The following is a 17,517-nucleotide window of genomic DNA, read 5'->3' on the forward strand; positions in this document are numbered from 1 at the left end:
CTCGGCGTCCTACCATGGGCTCCGGTCCCCGCCGCGAATCGTCCACGATCGGAAAATCGAGACACGATGCCGAGCCTTATCCGACTGATCGTCGTCCTCGCCGTCATCGGCGGCGTCTGCTACGGGGTGCTGTGGTCCTTCGCCAATCTCGTCGCGCCGCAGCCGCGCGAGATGAGCGTCACCATTCCCGCCGACCGGTTCGCCAAATGAGCGCGCCGCAGGGGCGCGCGCGTACCGGAACGGCGGCGGCGTTTCTCGACATGCTGGCCGCCGAGCGCGGGGCGAGCGTCAACACCATCGCCTCCTACGCCCGCGACCTCGAAGATTTCGAGGCGTTCATGATCGGGCAGGGCGTCGGCGTCGATGCCGGCTCCACCGACCAGATCCGCGCCTATCTCGCCGAGCTGACGGCGCGGGGCCTCGCGAGCGCCAGCGTGGCGCGGCGCCTGTCGTGCCTGCGCCAGTTCCACCGCTTTCTCTATATCGAGGGCCATCGCGAGGAGGACCCGGCCGCCGTGCTGGAAGGTCCCCGCCGCTCCCGCCCGCTGCCCAAGGTGCTGTCGGTGGAGGAGGTTGGCCGGCTCATCGACACCGCCCATGCCCGTGCCGCCGAGCCCGTGCCGGGGCTGCCCGAGGCCGCGCGGCGCGCGCGCATGGCATGCTTCGTCGAGCTGCTCTACGCAACGGGCCTGCGCGTTTCCGAGCTCGCGGCCCTGCCGGCGAGCGCGGCGGGCCTCAAGGGCGAGGCCATCATTGTACGCGGCAAGGGCGCCAAGGAGCGCATGGTGCCGCTGGGCGAGCGGGCCCGCGCCGCCATGAGCGCCTATCGCGCCGCGCTCGACGCCGCGCGCCGGGAGCGCAAGGCCGGGCAGAAGCAGAGCGGGCAGAAAGGGCAGGCTGAACCCGCGGCCGGGCGCTGGCTGTTTCCCTCCGGCGCCGCTTCCGGCCACATCACCCGCCAGCAGATCGCGCTCGACCTCAAGGAGCTCGCGATCGCCGCCGACCTTGATCCGGCGCGGCTGTCGCCCCATGTGCTGCGCCACGCCTTCGCCAGTCACCTGCTGGCGCATGGCGCGGACCTGCGCATCGTGCAGACGCTGCTCGGGCACACCGATATATCGACGACGCAGATCTATACCCATGTGCTGGACGAGCGGCTGAAGAGCCTGGTGCGCGACCTGCATCCGCTGAACGACACGGCGGGAGGCTGAACCTCTTCTGCCGCCTGCCTTGACGTCGCCACCCTCTCGGGGCAGCTTCCCGGCCAAATTCGCGGGTCGCCCACCCGGGTTGCCCTCTTCTCTCATGTTGGACCGATCGACGACCGATGCGTAGCTACCTCGATTTTGAGAAGCCCGTGGCCGAACTCGAGGCCAAGCTGGAAGAACTTCGGGCGCTCGCCGCCGATGGCGGCACCGTCTCGATCAGCGACGACATCACCCGGCTCGAAGGCAAGGCCAACGACGCGCTGGTCCAGCTCTATGCCAACCTCACGCCGTGGCAGAAGACCTCCGTGGCGCGCCACCCGCTGCGCCCGCACTTCACCGACTATGCCGCCCAGCTGTTCGAGGATTTCGATCCGCTCGCCGGCGACCGCTCCTTCGGCGAGGACGAGGCGATCCTCGGCGGCTTCGCCCGGTTCCGCGGGCAGGCGGTGTGCCTGATGGGCCATGAGAAGGGCTCCACCACCGAGACCCGTATCAAGCACAATTTCGGCATGGCGCGGCCCGAGGGCTACCGCAAGGCGGTGCGGCTGATGGAACTGGCTGACCGCTTCTCGCTGCCGGTGATCTCGCTGGTCGACACCGCCGGCGCCTATCCGGGCATCGGCGCCGAGGAGCGCGGGCAGGCCGAGGCGATCGCCCGTTCCACCGAGGCGTGCCTCAAGCTGGGCGTCCCCAATGTCGCCGTTATCATCGGCGAAGGTGGTTCGGGTGGCGCGATCGCCATTGCCACGGCGAACCGGGTGCTCATGCTCGAACATTCGATCTACAGCGTGATCTCGCCCGAGGGCGCGGCCTCGATCCTGTGGCGCGACACCTCCAAGGCGCAGGACGCGGCGACCAATATGCGCATCACCGCGCAGGACCTCGCGCGACTCAACGTCATTGACAGCATCGTTGCCGAGCCCCCGGGCGGCGCGCATCGCGATCCGGTCGCGATGATGAACGCGGCGGGTGATGCGATCGAATCGTCTCTGCACGCGCTCGACGGGCTGACGCCGCAGGAACTGCGCAAGGCGCGCCGCGAGAAGTTCCTCGCAATAGGCCGCACGCTGTGACGGCACGGGCGCTTTCCGTGGCCGCGGCAGCCGCTCTTGCGGTAACGTGTGGTCAAGGATAACGCTTTATGATGTTCCTCATGGTTTTCCGGGACTGACGGGGAGTTTGCGTTGGGCCGCTCTGGCATTCATGGCCGTTTCGCCCGCAGCTTGGGCGCACGCTGGCGCGGCGTCCTGCTGGCCGGCTGCGCCGCTCTGGCGCTTGCCGCCTGCACCGGCGACGGCGGTCCCTCGCCCAACGCCAAGGCGATGAAGGCGCTCTCTCCCCAGACGCTCGCGCTCATCAGCGAGAAGGGCATGCGGACCGACAGCCCGGTCGTGGTGCGCATCTACAAGGAAGAATCCGAGCTCGAGGTCTGGAAGGAAAATTCCAGCGGCGAGTTCGCGCTGCTCAAGACCTACCCGATCTGCCGCTGGTCCGGCGAGCTGGGGCCGAAGATCAAGGAAGGCGACCGGCAGGCGCCGGAAGGCTTCTACACGATCACGCCGGGTCAGATGAACCCGAATTCCAGCTATTACCTGTCGTTCAATCTCGGCTTCCCGAACGCCTATGACCGCGCCTGGGGCCGGACCGGCGCCCATCTGATGGTGCACGGCGACTGTTCCTCCGCCGGCTGCTACGCCATGACCGACGAACAGATTCAGGAGATCTTCGCGCTCGGCCGCGAGAGCTTCCGTGGCGGCCAGCGCGCCTTCCAGGTGCAGGCCTATCCGTTCCGTATGACGGCGGACAACATGGTGCGTCACCGCAACAACCCGAACATGCCGTTCTGGCGGATGCTCAAGGAAGGCAGCGACACGTTCGAGCTGACCAAGGCGCAGCCCAAGGTCGATGTCTGCGGCAAGCGCTACGTGTTCAACGCCTCCCCGGTTGACCCGAGGGCGAAGTTCGACCCCTCCGCGCCGTGCCCGGAATATTCGCAGCCGGAAGCGCTTCAGCAGGCGATCGCCGCGCGCAGCCAGGAAGTCAGCCGGATGACGGCGAGCGCCGGCTCGTACACGCCGGTCGCGCCGGTGAAGACCGGCAAGGATGGCGGGATGCACCAGGTGTTCATCGCCAAGCTGCAGAATCCGGAGCTGTCCGCTCCCGGCTCGCTGCCGGCCGTGGTGAAGCCGCCGGGGAGCGATTACGGCGTCGAGACCAGCGCACCGGCGCCGGCCGAAAGCATCGCGCTTGCGCAGGCCGATTCGGTGGCGCCCGCGGCGGCTGCGAGCGTCGCGATCGCCGGCGGTGTACCGATGCCGGCCCCGCGCCCGGCCGACGCGCCCAATGGCGGGGGCACCCAAATGGCGGCCGCCTCCGGCACCACCCTGTTCGGCGGCCGCGCCGCCGGCACCAGCGTCGAGGTTGCCTCGGTCGATGGCAGCGGAAGCTGGCTGAGCGGCGTCAGCCGTCTGTTCGGCCGCGAAGAGCCGGCCGCCGCGCCCGCCGCCACCGCGCAGAGCGCCACCGCGCCGAATTCGGTGTCCATGGCCCCGCCCGCGAGTTCGGCCTTCTCCTTCGGCAATCTGTTCGGCGGCGGCAGCGCCCCCCAGGCGGCGGCCACGACGCCGGAAGCCGTGCCGAACGTCCTGAGCACCGGCGCCGTGCCGGTGCCCCAGGCCCGTCCCACGCTGCCGCAGGCCGCCCCGCGCGCGCAGGTGCCGCGTCCGGCGCCCACGGTCGCCCCATCCGCCGCCGCCCCGCGCGCGGCGTCCCAGGCCTATTCAACGGTACCGACCCCGGCGGCAGTCTCTGCTCCGCTTTATGGCGCGGTGCCCACCCCGGCCGCCGCTGCGGCGGGCGTGCCGCAATTGCGGCCCTCGCTGCCCTCGAATGGCACCGCCGGCGGTTCCGCCGCGCTGCCGGGCGCCGGCATCGTCTCGACCGGCGGATTCACCACCAGCGTGCAGTGACGCCGAGCCCCGGAGCAATGGCTCCCGGGCGTGACTGTTCATGATATCGGGAGCGCGGCATCCGCCTGCCTGGCGGTGTTGCGTGAGGGCGCGCGGTTCCGCTCGTCTGCCGACCCGTCGCGACATGAGCCGGCACGGGCTCGCGGCCGATCGCGATCTCGCTCTCGCGCGCCGGGCGATGGCCACTCAGGCGATCAGCGAACTATGGGCGGCGGCCAACTGCCAGCCCTTCGTCCCGAGCCGCCAGAGCTGGGTGTAGCGCATGGCGGCGGAGAAGCGGGCGCCATGCGCGTTGCCTTCGGCCTCGACGCGCAGATGGCAATGAGCGGTGCAGGCATCGAGCGCCCGGATTTCGATGTCGTGGAAGTCGAGCCGCTTCATCCGCAGCATGCCGCTGGTGTGGCGGCCGAGATTGTCCGCCTTGTCGCCGACCACCCCCATGAAGTCGACGAACACGACGTCGTCGGCCAGCAGCACGTCGAGCGCCGCCACGTCGCCGCTGAGGACGGCGACGCGCAGGCGCTCTTCTGCTTCATGGATGCGAGCGGGCACGCTCACACGAAGCGGCCATGGCAGTGCTTGTATTTCAGGCCGGAACCGCAGGGGCAGGGCTCGTTGCGACCGACGCGGCCCCAGCTGGACGGGTCGTTCGGGTCGCGGGCGGGGGAATTGGCATCGGCGGCCGGGGCGAGCGTCGCCGCGCTGGCGAACTCGGCATCCGCGAGGGCGAATTCGTCGTCGCCGGTCGTCGGGTCGGCGTGGTGCGCCTCCATCACCGGCAGCTCTTCCGGCGGCGGGGCGGTCATCACTTCGACGCGCATGAGCTGGGCGGTCACGGCCTCGCGCAGGCTGGACAGCATGGTCTCGAACAGCTGGAACGCCTCGGACTTGTACTCGTTCAGCGGGTCGCGCTGGCCATAGCCGCGCAGGCCGATGACCTGGCGCAGATGGTCGAGCGTCACGAGGTGCTCGCGCCACAGATGATCGAGCGTCTGGAGAAGGATCGACTTCTCGACATAGCGCATGATCTCGGGGCCGTATTTGGCGAGCTTCAGCGCCATGGCCTCGTCGGTACGGGCGCGGATGCGCTCGCGCATCTCCTCGTCGGCAATGCCTTCCTCGGCCGCCCATTCCTTGACCGGAAGATCTAGGCCGGTGAGGCCGCCGAGCGCCTGGTGCAGACCGTCCGTGTCCCACTGCTCGGGATAGGCGTTGGGCGGCACGAATTTGGTCACGATGTCGTCGATCACGCCATGGCGCATCTCGGCGACGGTCTCGGCGACGTCCTCGTCCTGCATCAGCTCGACGCGCTGCTCGAACACCACCTTGCGCTGGTCGTTCATCACGTCGTCGTATTTCAGCAGGTTCTTGCGGATGTCGTAGTTGCGGGCTTCGACCTTGCTCTGGGCCTTTTCCAGCGCCTTGTTGATCCAGGGATGGACGATGGCCTCGCCCTCCTTGAGGCCGAGCCGCTGCAGCATGCTGTCGAGCCGGTCCGACCCGAAGATGCGCATCAGGTCGTCTTCCAGCGACAGGAAGAAATGCGAGTGGCCGGGGTCGCCCTGGCGGCCGGAGCGGCCGCGCAGCTGGTTGTCGATGCGCCGGCTCTCATGGCGCTCGGTGCCGATGACGTAAAGGCCGCCGGCCTCCAGCGCCTTCTGCTTGAGCTTGGCGATCTCCTCGCGGATGACGGCCTCGGCGGCGTCGCGCTGCTCGCCCTCGGGCATGCCGGCCAGCTCGTGCTGGATCCGCATCTCGGCATTGCCGCCGAGCTGAATGTCGGTGCCGCGGCCGGCCATGTTGGTGGCGATGGTGATCGCGCCCGGCACGCCGGCCTGGGAGACGATGTAGGATTCCTGCTCGTGATGGCGGGCATTGAGCACGGCGAAGACGAGGTCCTCGCTGTTGCCCTGGTCGCCATCATAAAGCGGGCGGAAAGCATCCGGGTCGGAGAAGTCCTTCTGGCGGAAGCCGCGCTTCTTCAGCAGATCGGCCAGCAGTTCGGACTTCTCGATCGAGGTGGTGCCGACCAGCACGGGCTGGCCGCGCTTCTTGCAGTCGGTGATCACATCGATGATGGCGTTGTATTTCTCGCCCGCGGTCCGGTAGACCTCATCGTCGTCGTCGATGCGCTTCACCGGCAGGTTGGTCGGGATCTCGATCACTTCGAGCCGGTAGATGTCGCCGAATTCCGCCGCCTCGGTGTTCGCCGTGCCGGTCATGCCGGCCAGCTTCTCGTACATGCGGAAATAGTTCTGGAAGGTGATGGAGGCCAGCGTCTGGTTCTCGGGCTGGACCTGGACGCGTTCCTTGGCCTCGAGCGCCTGATGCAGGCCTTCCGAATAGCGCCGGCCCGGCATCATGCGGCCGGTGAACTCGTCGATGATGACGACCTCGCCATTGCGCACGATGTAGTCCTTGTCGCGCTGGAACAGCGTGTGCGCGCGCAGGCCCTGGTTGACGTGGTGGACCACCGAGACGTTCTCGACGTCGTAGAGCCCGCCATCGCCCTTGAGCAGGCCGGCGTCGCGCAGCAGGACTTCCATCTTCTCCATGCCGGCTTCGGTCATGGCGACGGAGCGCTGCTTCTCGTCGACCTCGAAATCCTCCTTCGACAGCTTCGGAATGTAGGTGTCGATGGTGTTGTAGAAGTCGGAGCGGTCGTCGAGCGGGCCGGAGATGATGAGCGGGGTGCGCGCCTCGTCGATCAGGATCGAGTCCACCTCGTCGACCACCGCGTAATGGTGGGGGCGCTGAACCATCTGGCCCAGCTCGTATTTCATGTTGTCGCGCAGATAGTCGAAGCCGAGCTCGTTATTGGTGGCGTAGGTGACGTCGCAGGCATAGGCCGCGCGGCGCTCGTCGTCGTCCAGGCCGTGAACGATGATGCCGGTGGTCAGCCCGAGGAAGCGGTAGACCCGGCCCATCCATTCGGCGTCGCGCTTGGCGAGGTAGTCGTTGACGGTGACGACGTGAACGCCCTTGCCGGTCAGCGCGTTGAGATAGACCGGCGCGGTGGCGACCAGCGTCTTGCCTTCGCCGGTGCGCATCTCGGCGATGCCGCGCTCGTGAAGCACCATGCCGCCGATGAGCTGCACGTCGAAATGGCGCTGGCCCAGCGCCCGGCGCGCGCCCTCGCGCACCGTGGCGAAGGCGGGCACCAGAAGGTCGTCGAGGTTGGCGCCGTCGGCGAGCTGCTGGCGGAACATCGCGGTGCGCGCGCGCAGCTCCTCGTCGCTCAGCGCCCTTATCTCGGGTTCGAGGGCGTTGATGGCCGCCACTTTCGGCTGGTAGCCGCGAACGCGGCGGTCATTGGCCGATCCGAAGAGCTTTCGCGCGAGAGCGCCGAACATGAGGCTTCCAATCCGTGTCCGCCAGGGCAGATGTGGGCACCCGGCGATGGCGGGCCGCCGGGCCCTTCGATTTCGCGCGCATCCGCCAGACATCGGGCGTGAAGCCACCCGCCGGGCACATGGAGACGCGTTTTGCGGCCGAAATGGGTCCGGCGCACGGGGCCGCCCACCATCGGCGCGCGGCAATTCGCGTCAAAAGAATGCGAGCGCCGGGGAGGCTTCGCACTGCGTGCCACACTTATGAACGGGTTTGGGGGTTGTCAATCGCAGGTAAGGCGACAGTCTGTATGCTCAGCCGGGCTTGATGCCCGCTTGCAAGCGGCTTGCGTCTGAGCCAGCTTTCGCAGCCCGAACCGCGGACAACCGCAAACTCCCAAGGAACCGCTCTCATGAACCGCCATCGTCCGCACGCCGCGCTCCAGGCGCGCAGCCACGCCGGTCTGCGCGCCGGCCTCGTCGCCGTGCTGCTCGGGACCACCCTGTTCACCGCGCTGCCCGCCAGTGCCCAGACTCCCCCGCCGGCGGCGCCTGCCGCGGCGACCGACGATCCGGTCCTCGCCACCGTCAATGGCATGCCGATCCGCCGCAGCGAGGTCACGGCCGCCGCCGCCGAGCTTTCCGCCAATCTGCCGCCGCAGATCCAGGGCCCGGCGCGCGATGAATATGTGCTCGGCTTCCTGATCGACCTCACCGCCATGGCGCAGCTCGCCGAGCAGCAGAAGCTCGACCAGACCGCCGAGTTCAAGCAGCAGCTCGACTTCATCCGCAAGCGCGTGCTGATGCAGGCGGCGCTGGAAGGCGTGACCAAGGCCGCGCTGACCGACGAGGCGCTGAAGAAGACCTATGACGAAGCGCTCGGCCAGCAGAAGCCGGAAGAGGAAGTGCACGCCCGCCACATCCTGTTCCGCGTTGATCCGGCCAAGCCGGAGAGCGATGCCGAGGCCAAGAAGAAGGCCGAGGCCGTCGAGGCCCGGCTGAAGAAGGGCGAGGACTTCGCCAAGCTCGCCTCCGAGCTGACCGAAGACCCGTCGGGCAAGGAAGATGGCGGCGATCTCGGCTTCTTCGTGAAGGACCAGATGGTGCCGGAATTTGCCGAGGCCGCCTTCGCCGCCAAGCCGGGCGACGTGACCGCCCCGGTGAAGACCCAGTTCGGCTGGCACGTCATCAAGGTCGAGGAAAAGCGCCAGAAGCCGGTGCCGACCTTTGAAGAGGTGAAGCCGCAGCTTGAGCAGTATCTCGCCCAGAAGGCGCAGGCCGAGGCCGTGCAGAAGGCCCGCGACGCCGCCAAGGTCGAGAAGACCGCCGCCGCGCCCAAGCCTTCCGACCTGCTGACCCCGCCGAACGGCGCCCCGGCCGCCCCCAAGGCGCCGTGACGAGCGAGGCGTCGGGCGGTTCCCTGCGAGCCGCCCGACGCCTGCGCGGTCCGCGTTTCGAAGCATGAAACCGGAGGCCGGGTCGCGGAGGCCCGGCCACATGGGCCCGGCCACATGGGCTCGGCCACATGGGCCGCTCAGGCCGGGAACATCCTGTAGCGGAGCGCGATGTGCAGCGCGGCGGCGAGCAAAAGCCGCCGCAGACGGACATCGCGCACCAGTTCTTCCGGGCGGCCATAGACGTCGAGGCGCCCGGCGCGGTCGGCGCTGTTCGCCGCCCACACCCTGGCGCTCAGGCCATCGAGCGTCGCCGTTTCATGGAAGCGCGACTGCCAGCTCACGCCGTCGTCCTGGCGCTGCGCGCGGCGTCGGGCCTCGTAATTCAGGCCGCGCTTGGTGATTTCGCTCTGCGTCCGCAGCGGCAGGTGAAAGATCTGGCGCTCCAGCGGGTCCCGGATGTGCGGCCCGTCGAAGAGCGCGTGCTGCCCCCGGTCGAACCGGACGGGGTGTTCGCTCCAGATCGCTATCTTCGCTTCGCGATGGTTCACGAAGGCGTCGGCAAAGGCCTCCACGCCCTTTGGAGTCGCGTGGCCGTCGGCGCGGTATCTCACCCCCAGAAGCGCGAAAGGCGTGGGATAGCGGCGGTTGCGGCCCTGCACGAAATTGCTCCACCGCGCCACGATGATCCGGGGCTCGCGCTGATCGACCATGGCGGCGACATCGGCGGACGAGAGCGCCCAGAACTCATCGGAATCGAAGGGCAGTATCAGGCGAACTCCCTCGCCGATCAGCGTGTTGGTCGCCGCCGTGATCAGCTCGGGCTGCCGGTAGTCCTTGAACACATGCCGCTCGACGCGCACCCGGCCCCGCGATCTGTGCGCCAGCTGCTCCAGCTTCTCGAAGGTGCCATCGGTCGATCCGTCGTCGATGATGTGCAGGCGTTCAAGACCCATCCGTAGATAGTGGCCGCACAGGATGAGCGCGATGTCGGAGGCATCGCGCATGACGCAGACGCCCGCCGTCTTCGGTATGACCGCGAAGGCCATGAGTGTCAGCATCCATTGGTGGGAACCGCACCGCGCGACGAGGCTCGGGAGAGCCGGACGCAGCTTGAAGCCTAGCGCGCCGTCACAGAGGCGCAAGCGCGTTCACGACGCTATGTGACAGAGTTCGCCCGGCTATCCGCCTTGCGCTCCGGCCTGCCTTCGGGCACACCCGTTCGGCCCTTGTCCCGCCGCACGAGTTCCCCCGATGGCTCACGCTTCCCCCGTTTCCCCGCTCGCTCCGAAGTCCGTTCCCGATGTCGGCCCGGTCGCCGGCGTGCGCTTCGCTACCGCCGAAGCGGGCATCCGCTACAAGGGCCGCACCGACGTGCTGCTGCTGGCGATGGACGAGGGCACCACGGTCGCCGGCGTGTTCACCAAGTCCAGGTGCCCCTCCGCCCCGGTGGAGTGGTGCCGCGCCAACCTGCCGCACGGCACGGCGCGGGCGCTGGTGGTGAATTCCGGCAATGCCAATGCCTTCACCGGCCAGAAGGGCCGCCAGTCCACCGAGCTCACCGCCAAGATCGCCGCCCGCGCGCTGGGCTGCCGCGAGGAGGAGATCTATCTCGCCTCGACCGGCGTGATCGGCGAGCCGCTCGACGCCACCAAGTTCGAGGGTGTGCTGGAAGAGACCGCGACGCGCCTTGCCCCGCTGCCGTGGATCGAGCCGGCGAAGGCCATCATGACCACGGACACTTTCCCCAAGCTCGCCACCGCCACGGTGAAGATCGACGGCGTGAGCGTGACCATCGCCGGCATCGCCAAGGGCGCCGGCATGATCGCGCCGGACATGGCGACCATGCTGTCCTTCGTGTTCACCGATGCGACAATCGCCGCCCCCGCGCTTCAGGCGCTGCTGTCCAAGGGCGTGACCGACAGTTTCAACGCCGTGACCATCGACGGCGATACCTCGACCTCCGACACCTTGATGCTGTTCGCCACCGGCGCCTCCAAGGCGCCGCTGATCGAGGACGCCAAGGACCCGCGCCTCGCGCGCTTCCGCAAGGCGTTGCAGGGCGTGCTGGCGGACCTCGCCGAGCAGGTGGCCCGCGACGGCGAGGGCGCGCGCAAGCTGGTGCGCATCCACGTCACCGGCGCGGTGTCCAAGCGCTCGGCGCGGCGCATCGCCATGGCCATTGCCAATTCCCCGCTGGTGAAGACCGCGGTCGCCGGCGAGGACGCGAACTGGGGCCGGGTGGTGATGGCGGTCGGCAAGGCGGGCGAGCCCGCCGAGCGCGACCGGCTTTCCATCGCCTTCGGTCCGATCCGCGTGGCGCATGAAGGCGCGCGCGACCCGGCCTATGACGAGGCCGAGACCTCCGCCTACATGAAGAATGACGTCATCGACCTGTCCGTCGACCTCGGCCTCGGGCGCGGCTCGGACCGGGTGATGACCTGCGACCTCACCAAGGAATATGTCGCCATCAATGGCGACTACCGCTCGTGAGCGGAAAGGGGCTTTCCGCATGAAGCTGGTGCTCGTCGCCGCCTGCGCGCTGGTCGATGCCGATGGGCGGGTGCTGCTGGCGCAGCGCCCCGAGGGCAAGCAGCTCGCCGGCATGTGGGAATTTCCCGGCGGCAAGGTGGAGCCGGGCGAGCGCCCCGAGGACTGCCTGATCCGCGAGCTGGACGAGGAACTCGGCATCGCGGTGAAAGAGCCGTGCCTCGCCCCGCTCACCTTCGCCAGCCACACCTATGAGACGTTCCAGCTATTGATGCCCTTGTGGATCTGCCGGCGCTGGGAGGGCGTGGCGCAGGGCCGCGAAGGGCAGGCCATCGCCTGGGTGAAACCGGGGCGCCTGCGCGACTACCCGATGCCGCCCGCCGACGAGCCGATCATTCCCGTATTGCTCGACCTGCTCGGGCCGGGGCGGTAGCACGGCCCCTCTGCCATGGCCGGGCCAGACCCGGCCTAAGGGCGCTGCACGCCTATCCCTCGCCCGGCAGCTTGCTTTCCGGCACTTTCAGCGCGTCGGCGAGGCGCATCTTGGCGGAGCCGGGGCGCAGCGGCTTTTGCTGGCTCTCATGCGGCGCCCAGCCGGAAATCCAGCAGATTTCAAACGTCGCCCGCAGCCGCCCGTCCGGATCGGAGAAGCGCTCGGCATAGACCTCGAAGGCGCGCACCAGCGTCTTGCGCAGCAGCGGCGTGCGTGTGCGGTCGGTCAGCGGGTTGGCCGCGCCCATGCGTCGGAGATCGTGCAGCAGCGACAAGGGATCGCCATAGCGTACCACCACCCGGTCGACATCGGTCACGGGCAATGCGAGCCCGGCGCGCTGCATCAGCCCGCCGAGATCGCGCAGATCGGCGAAGGGTGCGACGCGCGGCGAGATGCCGCCCAGCGTGTCGCTCTCGGCGATGGCGAAGGCCTCGCGCAGTTCGGCCAGCGTGCCGGAACCGAACAGCGCGGCGAGCAGCAGCCCGTCCGGCCGCAGCGCGCGGCGGATCTGCGCCAGCACGCCGGGAAGGTCGTTGACGGTCTGGAGCGCGAGCCCCGACACCACGAGATCGAGCGACGACGGCGCGAAGGGCAGCGCCTCGGCATCGATCACCGCATCGACATCCGCCCGTTCATTCGGGCCGAACGCGAGCAGGCGCCCGATCATCGACGCGCCGGCCAGCGCCCGGCGCACGCTGTCGGCCGGCGTGCCAAGATCGGCCGCCACCGCGAAATCGCGCTTCACCGCGGCGAGCCGGTCGGCGAGGTCGTCGGCCACGCGCTCCAGAAGGAACGGCTCTGGCCCCAGCGCCCGCGCGCGCCGGCGGCGGGCGGCCAGTGCGCGGGGATCGAAGATTTCGGCGGGTCCTGACATGTCCGGCTCGGGATCCTGAGGCTGCTGCGCCTCGCAATAGAGCTTTTTCGCGCGCGCGCAAATCACCGCGGCACCGATGCGGGCCGCGTCGCGCGATGTTACCATCCGGTCATGGAGCCCCTTGTCGAAACGCCGCCCGCCCTTGCCCAGCGCCTGCGCGCCGGGCTGGGTGGCGGGCTGCGCCATTTCGGCCGCTTCCTGCTGGACCTCGCCTTGCCGCCGGGCTGCATGGCCTGCCGGGCGGCGGTGGACGAGCCGGGCTGCCTGTGCGGGGCGTGCTGGCGCCGGCTGGCATTGATCGAGAAGCCGTATTGCGAGCGGCTCGGCACGCCGCTGTCGGCGGGGGAGTTCGCGGGTGGGGTGCGGTTCTCCATCGCCGCGCTCGACGATCCGCCTGCCTATGAGCGCGCCCGTGCGGTCGCGATGTTCGGTGACGTCGCGCGCGAACTTGTGCACGGGCTGAAATATGCCGACCGGCAGGAACTCGCTCCGCCCATGGCCCGCATGATGGCGCGCGCCGGTCGCGACCTGCTGGCCGAGGCCGACGCGCTGGTGCCGGTGCCGCTGTATCCCACCCGGCTGTGGCGGCGGCGGTTCAACCAGTCCGCCCTGCTGGCCAGGGGCATCGCGCGGGAAACCGGCCTGCCGCTGCGCGCGAACTGGCTGGCGCGCGGGCGGGCGACGGTCCCGCAGGTCGGTCTGGACCGGGCGGCGCGCGCGGCCAATGTCGCGGGCGCCTTCACCGTGCCGCAGATGGAGGCTTTGGAACTGCGGGGGCGGCGCATCGTGCTGGTCGACGACGTGCTGACCACCGGCGCCACCATCGATGCCTGCGCGAAGGCGCTGGCGCGCGCAGGGGCGGCGCAGATCGACGTGCTGGTGTTCGCACGGGTTGTTGACGGCGCCTGATCGCCCATATCATAGCAATGTCACATGCATGGGCCGCCGGCTTCGTCCACCGAAGTCCGGCGGCGCCTCTGGAGCACGATGCTCATGGCCGATGTCGAGATCTACACCACTTTCACCTGCCCCTATTGCCACGCCGCCAAGGACCTCTTGAAGCGCAAGGGCGTGACCTTTTCCGAGGTCAACGTCGCCGGCGATCCGGTGAAGCGCTCCACCATGTCCAGCCGCGCCAATGGCCGCACCAGCGTGCCGCAGATCTTCATCGGCGGCCGCCATGTGGGGGGCTGCGACGACCTTTACGCGCTTGACGAGGCCGGCGAACTCGACGCCCTGCTGGCCGGCTGACCCCTCCGTTTCCTCCTGAAGAGAGCAGATCCCATGACCGCTCCGGCCGCCTCCGACCCCAAGCCGCTGCATCTGGGCAAGCCGTTCCGCGCCGCGCTGGTGCAGATGCGAACCGCCAAAAGCGTGTCGACCAATATCGAGGCCGCCTCCGCGCTGATCCGTCAGGCGGTGGCCGAGGGCGCGAGCTATGTGCAGACGCCGGAAATGACCGGCACCATGGAGGAGAACCGCGAGGCGCTGTTCAAGGTGCTGCACGAGGAGGAAACCGACCCCGCGCTCGCCCATTTCCGCCTGCTGGCGAAGGAGCTGGGCATCCACCTGCATATCGGCTCGCTGGCCGTGAAGGCGAGCGAGCACCGCGCCGCCAACCGCGCCTTCCTGATCGGGCCGGACGGCAATATCCGCGCGCGCTACGACAAGATCCACATGTTCGATGTCGACCTGCCCAATGGCGACGTCTACCGCGAATCCGCCGCCTACCGGCCCGGCGAGCGCGCGGTGCTGGCGGATCTGCCGGAAATCCGGCTCGGTTTCTCCATCTGCTACGATCTGCGCTTTCCCGCGCTGTTCCGTGCGCTGGCGGAGGCCGGGGCGGGAATGATCGCGGTGCCCGCCGCCTTCACCCAGTCCACCGGCGAGGCGCACTGGCACATCCTGCTGCGCGCCCGCGCCATCGAGACCGGCTGCTATGTGCTGGCGGCGGCGCAGGGCGGCACCCATGAGAACGGCCGCAAGACCTTCGGCCACAGCCTGATCATCGATCCGTGGGGTACCGTCATCGCCGAGGCCGGCACCGAGCCGTGCGTGATCCATGCCGAGATCGATCCCGCCAAGGTGGCGGCGGTGCGCGCGCGCATTCCCTCGCTGGAGAATGGCCGGCGCTTCGAACTGGTGACGCCCGCCGAGACCGCCTATCTCCACCTCGCCGCCTCCGAGGGCGACGCGGCATGATGCTGTATCGCCTGCAGTGCGGGCAGGACCATGATTTCGAGAGCTGGTTCCGGGATTCGGCGGCGTTTGACTCGCAGAAGGTCCGTGGTCTGGTGACGTGCCCGGTCTGCGGCTCGACCGAGGTCGAGAAGGCGATCATGGCGCCCGCGCTCGGCGCCGGCACCCGCAAATTCGCGCCCGAGGAGCCGGCGGCGCCGGCTGGCGTTCCCGCGCCCGCCGCCGCGCCGGTGGCGCTGATGGGCGAGAAGGAGCAGGCCCTGCGCGCCATGCTCAAAGCCGTGCGCGAGCATGTGGTCAACACGGCCGATTATGTCGGCGAGGAGTTCGCCACCAAGGCGCGGCGCATGCATGAGGGCGACGAGGAGAAGCGCGCCATTTACGGCGAGGCCTCGCCCGACGAGGTGCGCGGGCTGATCGAGGACGACATCGAGGTCATGCCGCTGCCGAACCTGCCGGACGAGCGGAACTAGGCCGCGAGACGACGCCCCCGACCGGCGCACAAACAAAAAGGCCGGGGCATGCCCCGGCCTTCGTCATTCTGCCCGGTCAGGCAAAGCTCACTCGGCGGCGGTCGCCGCGGCGGCCTTCTTGCCCTTGACGGAGTTCTTGTCCTGGCGCTCGGCGATACGGGCCGACTTGCCGCGACGGTCGCGCAGGTAATAGAGCTTGGCGCGGCGCACCTTGCCGCGGCGGACAACCTTGAGGCTGTCGATGTTCGGCGAGTAGAGCGGGAACACGCGCTCGACGCCTTCGCCGTAGGAAATCTTGCGAACCGTGAAGTTCTGGTTGATGCCGCCGCCCGCGCGGGCGATCACGACGCCTTCATAGGCCTGAACGCGGGTGCGCTCGCCTTCCTTCACCTTGACGTTCACGATCACCGTGTCGCCCGGCTGGAAGTCGGGAATGGTCTTGCCGTCGGAGAGCTTGGCGATCTGCTCGAGATCGATTTCGCGGATAATGTCGGTCATCTTATCACCTCGCGCGAACGTCGCCGGTCAGGCCCGTTCGCATCTTGCTGTTTTCAGTTGGGGTAGTGACGGCGCGCCTATACGCCAGATCAGTGAACTTGTCATGCCCTAATCGTCGCCGAACCGTCATCGGGGGCGAGATTTGTGCTGCGCCGCGGCATAGGCTTCCCACAGATCCGGCCGGCGCTCGCGGGTCGCGGCCTCCGCCTGCTCGCGGCGCCAGCGCGCGACCTTGGCGTGGTCACCTCCGGTCAGCACCTCGGGAATGCCGGCGCCCTCGAAAACTTGCGGGCGGGTATATTGCGGATATTCCAGCAGCCCGGCGGAAAAGCTTTCCTCCGTGCCGGATTCGGGGTGGCCCATCACCCCCGGCAGCAGCCGCACGCAGGCATCCAGCAGCAGCAGCGCGCCGATCTCCCCGCCCGAGAGCACGACATCGCCCACCGAGACCTCCTCAAGCCCGCGCGCGGCGACCAGCCGGTCGTCCACGCCCTCGAAGCGCCCGCACACGATGACGACGCCGGGGCCGGCGGCAAGCTCGCGGATGCGCGCCTGCGTGAGAGGCTTGCCGCGCGGGGTCATCAGCAGGCGCGGCCGGGGGTCGCCTTCCGGCGCGGCGGCATCAATGGCGCGGGCGAGCACGTCGACGCGCATCACCATGCCCGGCCCGCCGCCGGCCGGGGTGTCGTCCACCGAGCGGTGGCGGTCGGTGGCATGCTCGCGCGGGTCCACGGTGTCGAGCGACCAGCCGCCACCCGCCAGCGCCCGGCCGGCCAGCGACATGCCGAGCGGGCCGGGAAACATGTCGGGGAAGATGGTGACGAGGCAGGCGCGCCACATGGCGAGGGTTTCCAATCGCGGAAGCATCATCCCGGCCAGCCAGCAGGCCGGGGATCGCTGGCACGTATAAGCAATCCCGGCCTCATGCGGCCGGGAGGTCGTCTGGCTAGCCGCGGTCGGCCTCGGGTGGCGGGGCTTCTTCCTTCGCCCATTCCGCCGGGTCGACCACGACGCGCCCGCCGGCGATGTCGACGCTCGGCACCACGGCCTTGGTGAACGGCAGCATCAGGGTCTTGCCGCCGCCTTCGGGCCCGATTTCGAGAATGTCGCCGGCGCCGAAATCATGCACCGCCACCACCCTGCCGAACAGCGTGCCGTCCGCCAGCTCGGCGGCGAGGCCGATCAGGTCGGCATGGTAGAAATCATCCTCGTCCTCCGGCTCGGGCAGGAGGTCGCGCGAGACGAACAGGCCGGCATTGGTCAGCGCCTCGGCCGCCTCGCGGGTGGCGACACCCTCGATGCGGGCGACGAAATGGTCCTTGGCCTCGCGCAGGGCGGCGATGCGGAAGCTGCGCCGCCCGGTCTCGTCGGTCAGCGGCGCATAGTCGAACAGCACCTGCGGGTCCTGCGCGAACACGAACAGCCGCACCTCGCCCTTCACCCCATGCGGGGCGCCGATGCGGGCGAGGAGGATGCGGTCATTAGGCATGGGTAACTCGCGAAAAAGGGCGAGGACTCCGGCCCCCAAGGAAGGCCGGGACGCGAGGGTCGCGGCTGCGCGCACTCCGTTCACACGGGAGGGGTCGCAGG

At 69.0% G+C, this 17,517-nt stretch carries 18 protein-coding genes; 11 read left to right on the forward strand and 7 right to left on the reverse strand.

The window, feature by feature from the left end:
* Positions 1 to 66: 66 nt before the first annotated feature.
* The 4 genes from MKI84_RS18335 to MKI84_RS18350 all read left to right on the forward strand — a co-directional run bounded on the left by MKI84_RS18335 (position 67) and on the right by MKI84_RS18350 (position 4,177).
* Positions 67 to 210, forward strand: a complete 144-nt coding sequence (locus tag MKI84_RS18335; RefSeq protein WP_241621702.1) for a hypothetical protein — start codon at positions 67 to 69, stop codon at positions 208 to 210.
* Positions 207 to 1,211 (forward strand): site-specific tyrosine recombinase XerD, encoded by a 1,005-nt coding sequence (locus MKI84_RS18340; protein WP_241621703.1) that lies wholly within the window; start codon positions 207 to 209, stop codon positions 1,209 to 1,211. The genes MKI84_RS18335 and MKI84_RS18340 overlap by 4 nt, the downstream gene beginning before the upstream one ends.
* 116 nt (positions 1,212 to 1,327) lie before the next feature.
* Entirely contained in the window at positions 1,328 to 2,281 is a 954-nt protein-coding gene (locus MKI84_RS18345; RefSeq protein WP_241621704.1) for an acetyl-CoA carboxylase carboxyltransferase subunit alpha, read from the forward strand.
* Between the two features lie 111 nt (positions 2,282 to 2,392).
* Positions 2,393 to 4,177: a L,D-transpeptidase family protein gene (locus MKI84_RS18350; protein ID WP_241621705.1), complete on the forward strand. Its 1,785-nt coding sequence runs from the start codon at positions 2,393 to 2,395 to the stop codon at positions 4,175 to 4,177.
* A gap of 186 nt (positions 4,178 to 4,363) precedes the next feature.
* On the opposite strand, the gene MKI84_RS18355 is transcribed toward MKI84_RS18350, so the two are convergent.
* Complete coding sequence (locus tag MKI84_RS18355) at positions 4,364 to 4,735, reverse strand: nuclear transport factor 2 family protein (protein ID WP_241621706.1); 372 nt, start codon at positions 4,733 to 4,735, stop codon at positions 4,364 to 4,366.
* The gene (gene secA, locus MKI84_RS18360) at positions 4,732 to 7,530 is read right to left on the reverse strand and encodes a preprotein translocase subunit SecA (protein ID WP_241621707.1); all 2,799 of its coding nucleotides are present in this window, start codon (positions 7,528 to 7,530) and stop codon (positions 4,732 to 4,734) included. The genes MKI84_RS18355 and secA overlap by 4 nt, the downstream gene beginning before the upstream one ends.
* 389 nt (positions 7,531 to 7,919) lie before the next feature.
* Between secA and MKI84_RS18365 the strand changes: the two genes are divergently transcribed.
* Positions 7,920 to 8,903, forward strand: coding sequence for a peptidylprolyl isomerase (locus tag MKI84_RS18365; RefSeq protein WP_241621708.1), 984 nt, complete (start codon positions 7,920 to 7,922; stop codon positions 8,901 to 8,903).
* Between the two features lie 137 nt (positions 8,904 to 9,040).
* On the opposite strand, the gene MKI84_RS18370 is transcribed toward MKI84_RS18365, so the two are convergent.
* A complete protein-coding gene (locus MKI84_RS18370) occupies positions 9,041 to 9,949 on the reverse strand; it encodes a glycosyltransferase family 2 protein (protein WP_241621709.1) in 909 nt (302 codons plus the stop codon).
* Positions 9,950 to 10,154: 205 nt separating this feature from the next.
* On the opposite strand from MKI84_RS18370, the gene argJ reads away from it, so the two are divergent.
* Complete coding sequence (gene argJ, locus MKI84_RS18375) at positions 10,155 to 11,393, forward strand: bifunctional glutamate N-acetyltransferase/amino-acid acetyltransferase ArgJ (RefSeq protein ID WP_241621710.1); 1,239 nt, start codon at positions 10,155 to 10,157, stop codon at positions 11,391 to 11,393.
* A gap of 19 nt (positions 11,394 to 11,412) precedes the next feature.
* On the forward strand, positions 11,413 to 11,823 hold the full coding sequence (gene mutT, locus MKI84_RS18380) for an 8-oxo-dGTP diphosphatase MutT (protein WP_241621711.1): 411 nt from the start codon (positions 11,413 to 11,415) through the stop codon (positions 11,821 to 11,823).
* A gap of 52 nt (positions 11,824 to 11,875) precedes the next feature.
* Here the strand turns inward: mutT and MKI84_RS18385 are convergent, their stop codons facing one another.
* On the reverse strand, positions 11,876 to 12,757 hold the full coding sequence (locus MKI84_RS18385) for a methyltransferase domain-containing protein (RefSeq protein WP_241621778.1): 882 nt from the start codon (positions 12,755 to 12,757) through the stop codon (positions 11,876 to 11,878).
* A gap of 111 nt (positions 12,758 to 12,868) precedes the next feature.
* On the opposite strand from MKI84_RS18385, the gene MKI84_RS18390 reads away from it, so the two are divergent.
* The 4 genes from MKI84_RS18390 to MKI84_RS18405 all read left to right on the forward strand — a co-directional run bounded on the left by MKI84_RS18390 (position 12,869) and on the right by MKI84_RS18405 (position 15,429).
* Positions 12,869 to 13,666, forward strand: coding sequence for a ComF family protein (locus tag MKI84_RS18390; protein ID WP_241621712.1), 798 nt, complete (start codon positions 12,869 to 12,871; stop codon positions 13,664 to 13,666).
* An 84-nt stretch (positions 13,667 to 13,750) separates the two neighbouring features.
* On the forward strand, positions 13,751 to 14,008 hold the full coding sequence (gene grxC, locus MKI84_RS18395; RefSeq protein ID WP_241621713.1) for a glutaredoxin 3: 258 nt from the start codon (positions 13,751 to 13,753) through the stop codon (positions 14,006 to 14,008).
* A gap of 33 nt (positions 14,009 to 14,041) precedes the next feature.
* Positions 14,042 to 14,959, forward strand: a complete 918-nt coding sequence (locus MKI84_RS18400) for a carbon-nitrogen hydrolase family protein (RefSeq protein ID WP_241621714.1) — start codon at positions 14,042 to 14,044, stop codon at positions 14,957 to 14,959.
* A complete protein-coding gene (locus tag MKI84_RS18405; protein WP_241621715.1) occupies positions 14,956 to 15,429 on the forward strand; it encodes a DUF1178 family protein in 474 nt (157 codons plus the stop codon). The genes MKI84_RS18400 and MKI84_RS18405 overlap by 4 nt, the downstream gene beginning before the upstream one ends.
* 87 nt (positions 15,430 to 15,516) lie before the next feature.
* On the opposite strand, the gene rplS is transcribed toward MKI84_RS18405, so the two are convergent.
* The 3 genes from rplS to rimM all read right to left on the reverse strand — a co-directional run bounded on the left by rplS (position 15,517) and on the right by rimM (position 17,416).
* Positions 15,517 to 15,927, reverse strand: a complete 411-nt coding sequence (gene rplS / locus MKI84_RS18410) for a 50S ribosomal protein L19 (RefSeq protein ID WP_241621716.1) — start codon at positions 15,925 to 15,927, stop codon at positions 15,517 to 15,519.
* Positions 15,928 to 16,053: 126 nt separating this feature from the next.
* Positions 16,054 to 16,767 (reverse strand): tRNA (guanosine(37)-N1)-methyltransferase TrmD, encoded by a 714-nt coding sequence (gene trmD / locus MKI84_RS18415; RefSeq protein WP_241621779.1) that lies wholly within the window; start codon positions 16,765 to 16,767, stop codon positions 16,054 to 16,056.
* Positions 16,768 to 16,873: 106 nt separating this feature from the next.
* Positions 16,874 to 17,416, reverse strand: coding sequence for a ribosome maturation factor RimM (gene rimM / locus MKI84_RS18420; protein WP_241621717.1), 543 nt, complete (start codon positions 17,414 to 17,416; stop codon positions 16,874 to 16,876).
* Positions 17,417 to 17,517: the final 101 nt, after the last annotated feature.

Origin of the sequence: Ancylobacter gelatini (assembly GCF_022601675.1) — a bacterium.
Taxonomy (GTDB): Bacteria; Pseudomonadota; Alphaproteobacteria; order Rhizobiales; family Xanthobacteraceae; genus Ancylobacter; species Ancylobacter gelatini.

What these genes read in the sequence shown, in the direction of transcription:
- MKI84_RS18335 (WP_241621702.1), top strand. Translation starts at nt 67, where the DNA reads ATGCCGAGCCTTATCCGACTGATCGTCGTCCTCGCCGTCATCGGCGGC.
- MKI84_RS18340 (WP_241621703.1), top strand. Translation starts at nt 207, where the DNA reads ATGAGCGCGCCGCAGGGGCGCGCGCGTACCGGAACGGCGGCGGCGTTT.
- MKI84_RS18345 (WP_241621704.1), top strand. Translation starts at nt 1,328, where the DNA reads ATGCGTAGCTACCTCGATTTTGAGAAGCCCGTGGCCGAACTCGAGGCC.
- secA (WP_241621707.1), bottom strand. Translation starts at nt 7,530, where the DNA reads ATGTTCGGCGCTCTCGCGCGAAAGCTCTTCGGATCGGCCAATGACCGC.
- MKI84_RS18365 (WP_241621708.1), top strand. Translation starts at nt 7,920, where the DNA reads ATGAACCGCCATCGTCCGCACGCCGCGCTCCAGGCGCGCAGCCACGCC.
- MKI84_RS18370 (WP_241621709.1), bottom strand. Translation starts at nt 9,949, where the DNA reads ATGGCCTTCGCGGTCATACCGAAGACGGCGGGCGTCTGCGTCATGCGC.
- argJ (WP_241621710.1), top strand. Translation starts at nt 10,155, where the DNA reads ATGGCTCACGCTTCCCCCGTTTCCCCGCTCGCTCCGAAGTCCGTTCCC.
- mutT (WP_241621711.1), top strand. Translation starts at nt 11,413, where the DNA reads ATGAAGCTGGTGCTCGTCGCCGCCTGCGCGCTGGTCGATGCCGATGGG.
- MKI84_RS18385 (WP_241621778.1), bottom strand. Translation starts at nt 12,757, where the DNA reads ATGTCAGGACCCGCCGAAATCTTCGATCCCCGCGCACTGGCCGCCCGC.
- MKI84_RS18390 (WP_241621712.1), top strand. Translation starts at nt 12,869, where the DNA reads ATGGAGCCCCTTGTCGAAACGCCGCCCGCCCTTGCCCAGCGCCTGCGC.
- grxC (WP_241621713.1), top strand. Translation starts at nt 13,751, where the DNA reads ATGGCCGATGTCGAGATCTACACCACTTTCACCTGCCCCTATTGCCAC.
- MKI84_RS18400 (WP_241621714.1), top strand. Translation starts at nt 14,042, where the DNA reads ATGACCGCTCCGGCCGCCTCCGACCCCAAGCCGCTGCATCTGGGCAAG.
- MKI84_RS18405 (WP_241621715.1), top strand. Translation starts at nt 14,956, where the DNA reads ATGATGCTGTATCGCCTGCAGTGCGGGCAGGACCATGATTTCGAGAGC.
- rplS (WP_241621716.1), bottom strand. Translation starts at nt 15,927, where the DNA reads ATGACCGACATTATCCGCGAAATCGATCTCGAGCAGATCGCCAAGCTC.
- trmD (WP_241621779.1), bottom strand. Translation starts at nt 16,767, where the DNA reads ATGTGGCGCGCCTGCCTCGTCACCATCTTCCCCGACATGTTTCCCGGC.
- rimM (WP_241621717.1), bottom strand. Translation starts at nt 17,416, where the DNA reads ATGCCTAATGACCGCATCCTCCTCGCCCGCATCGGCGCCCCGCATGGG.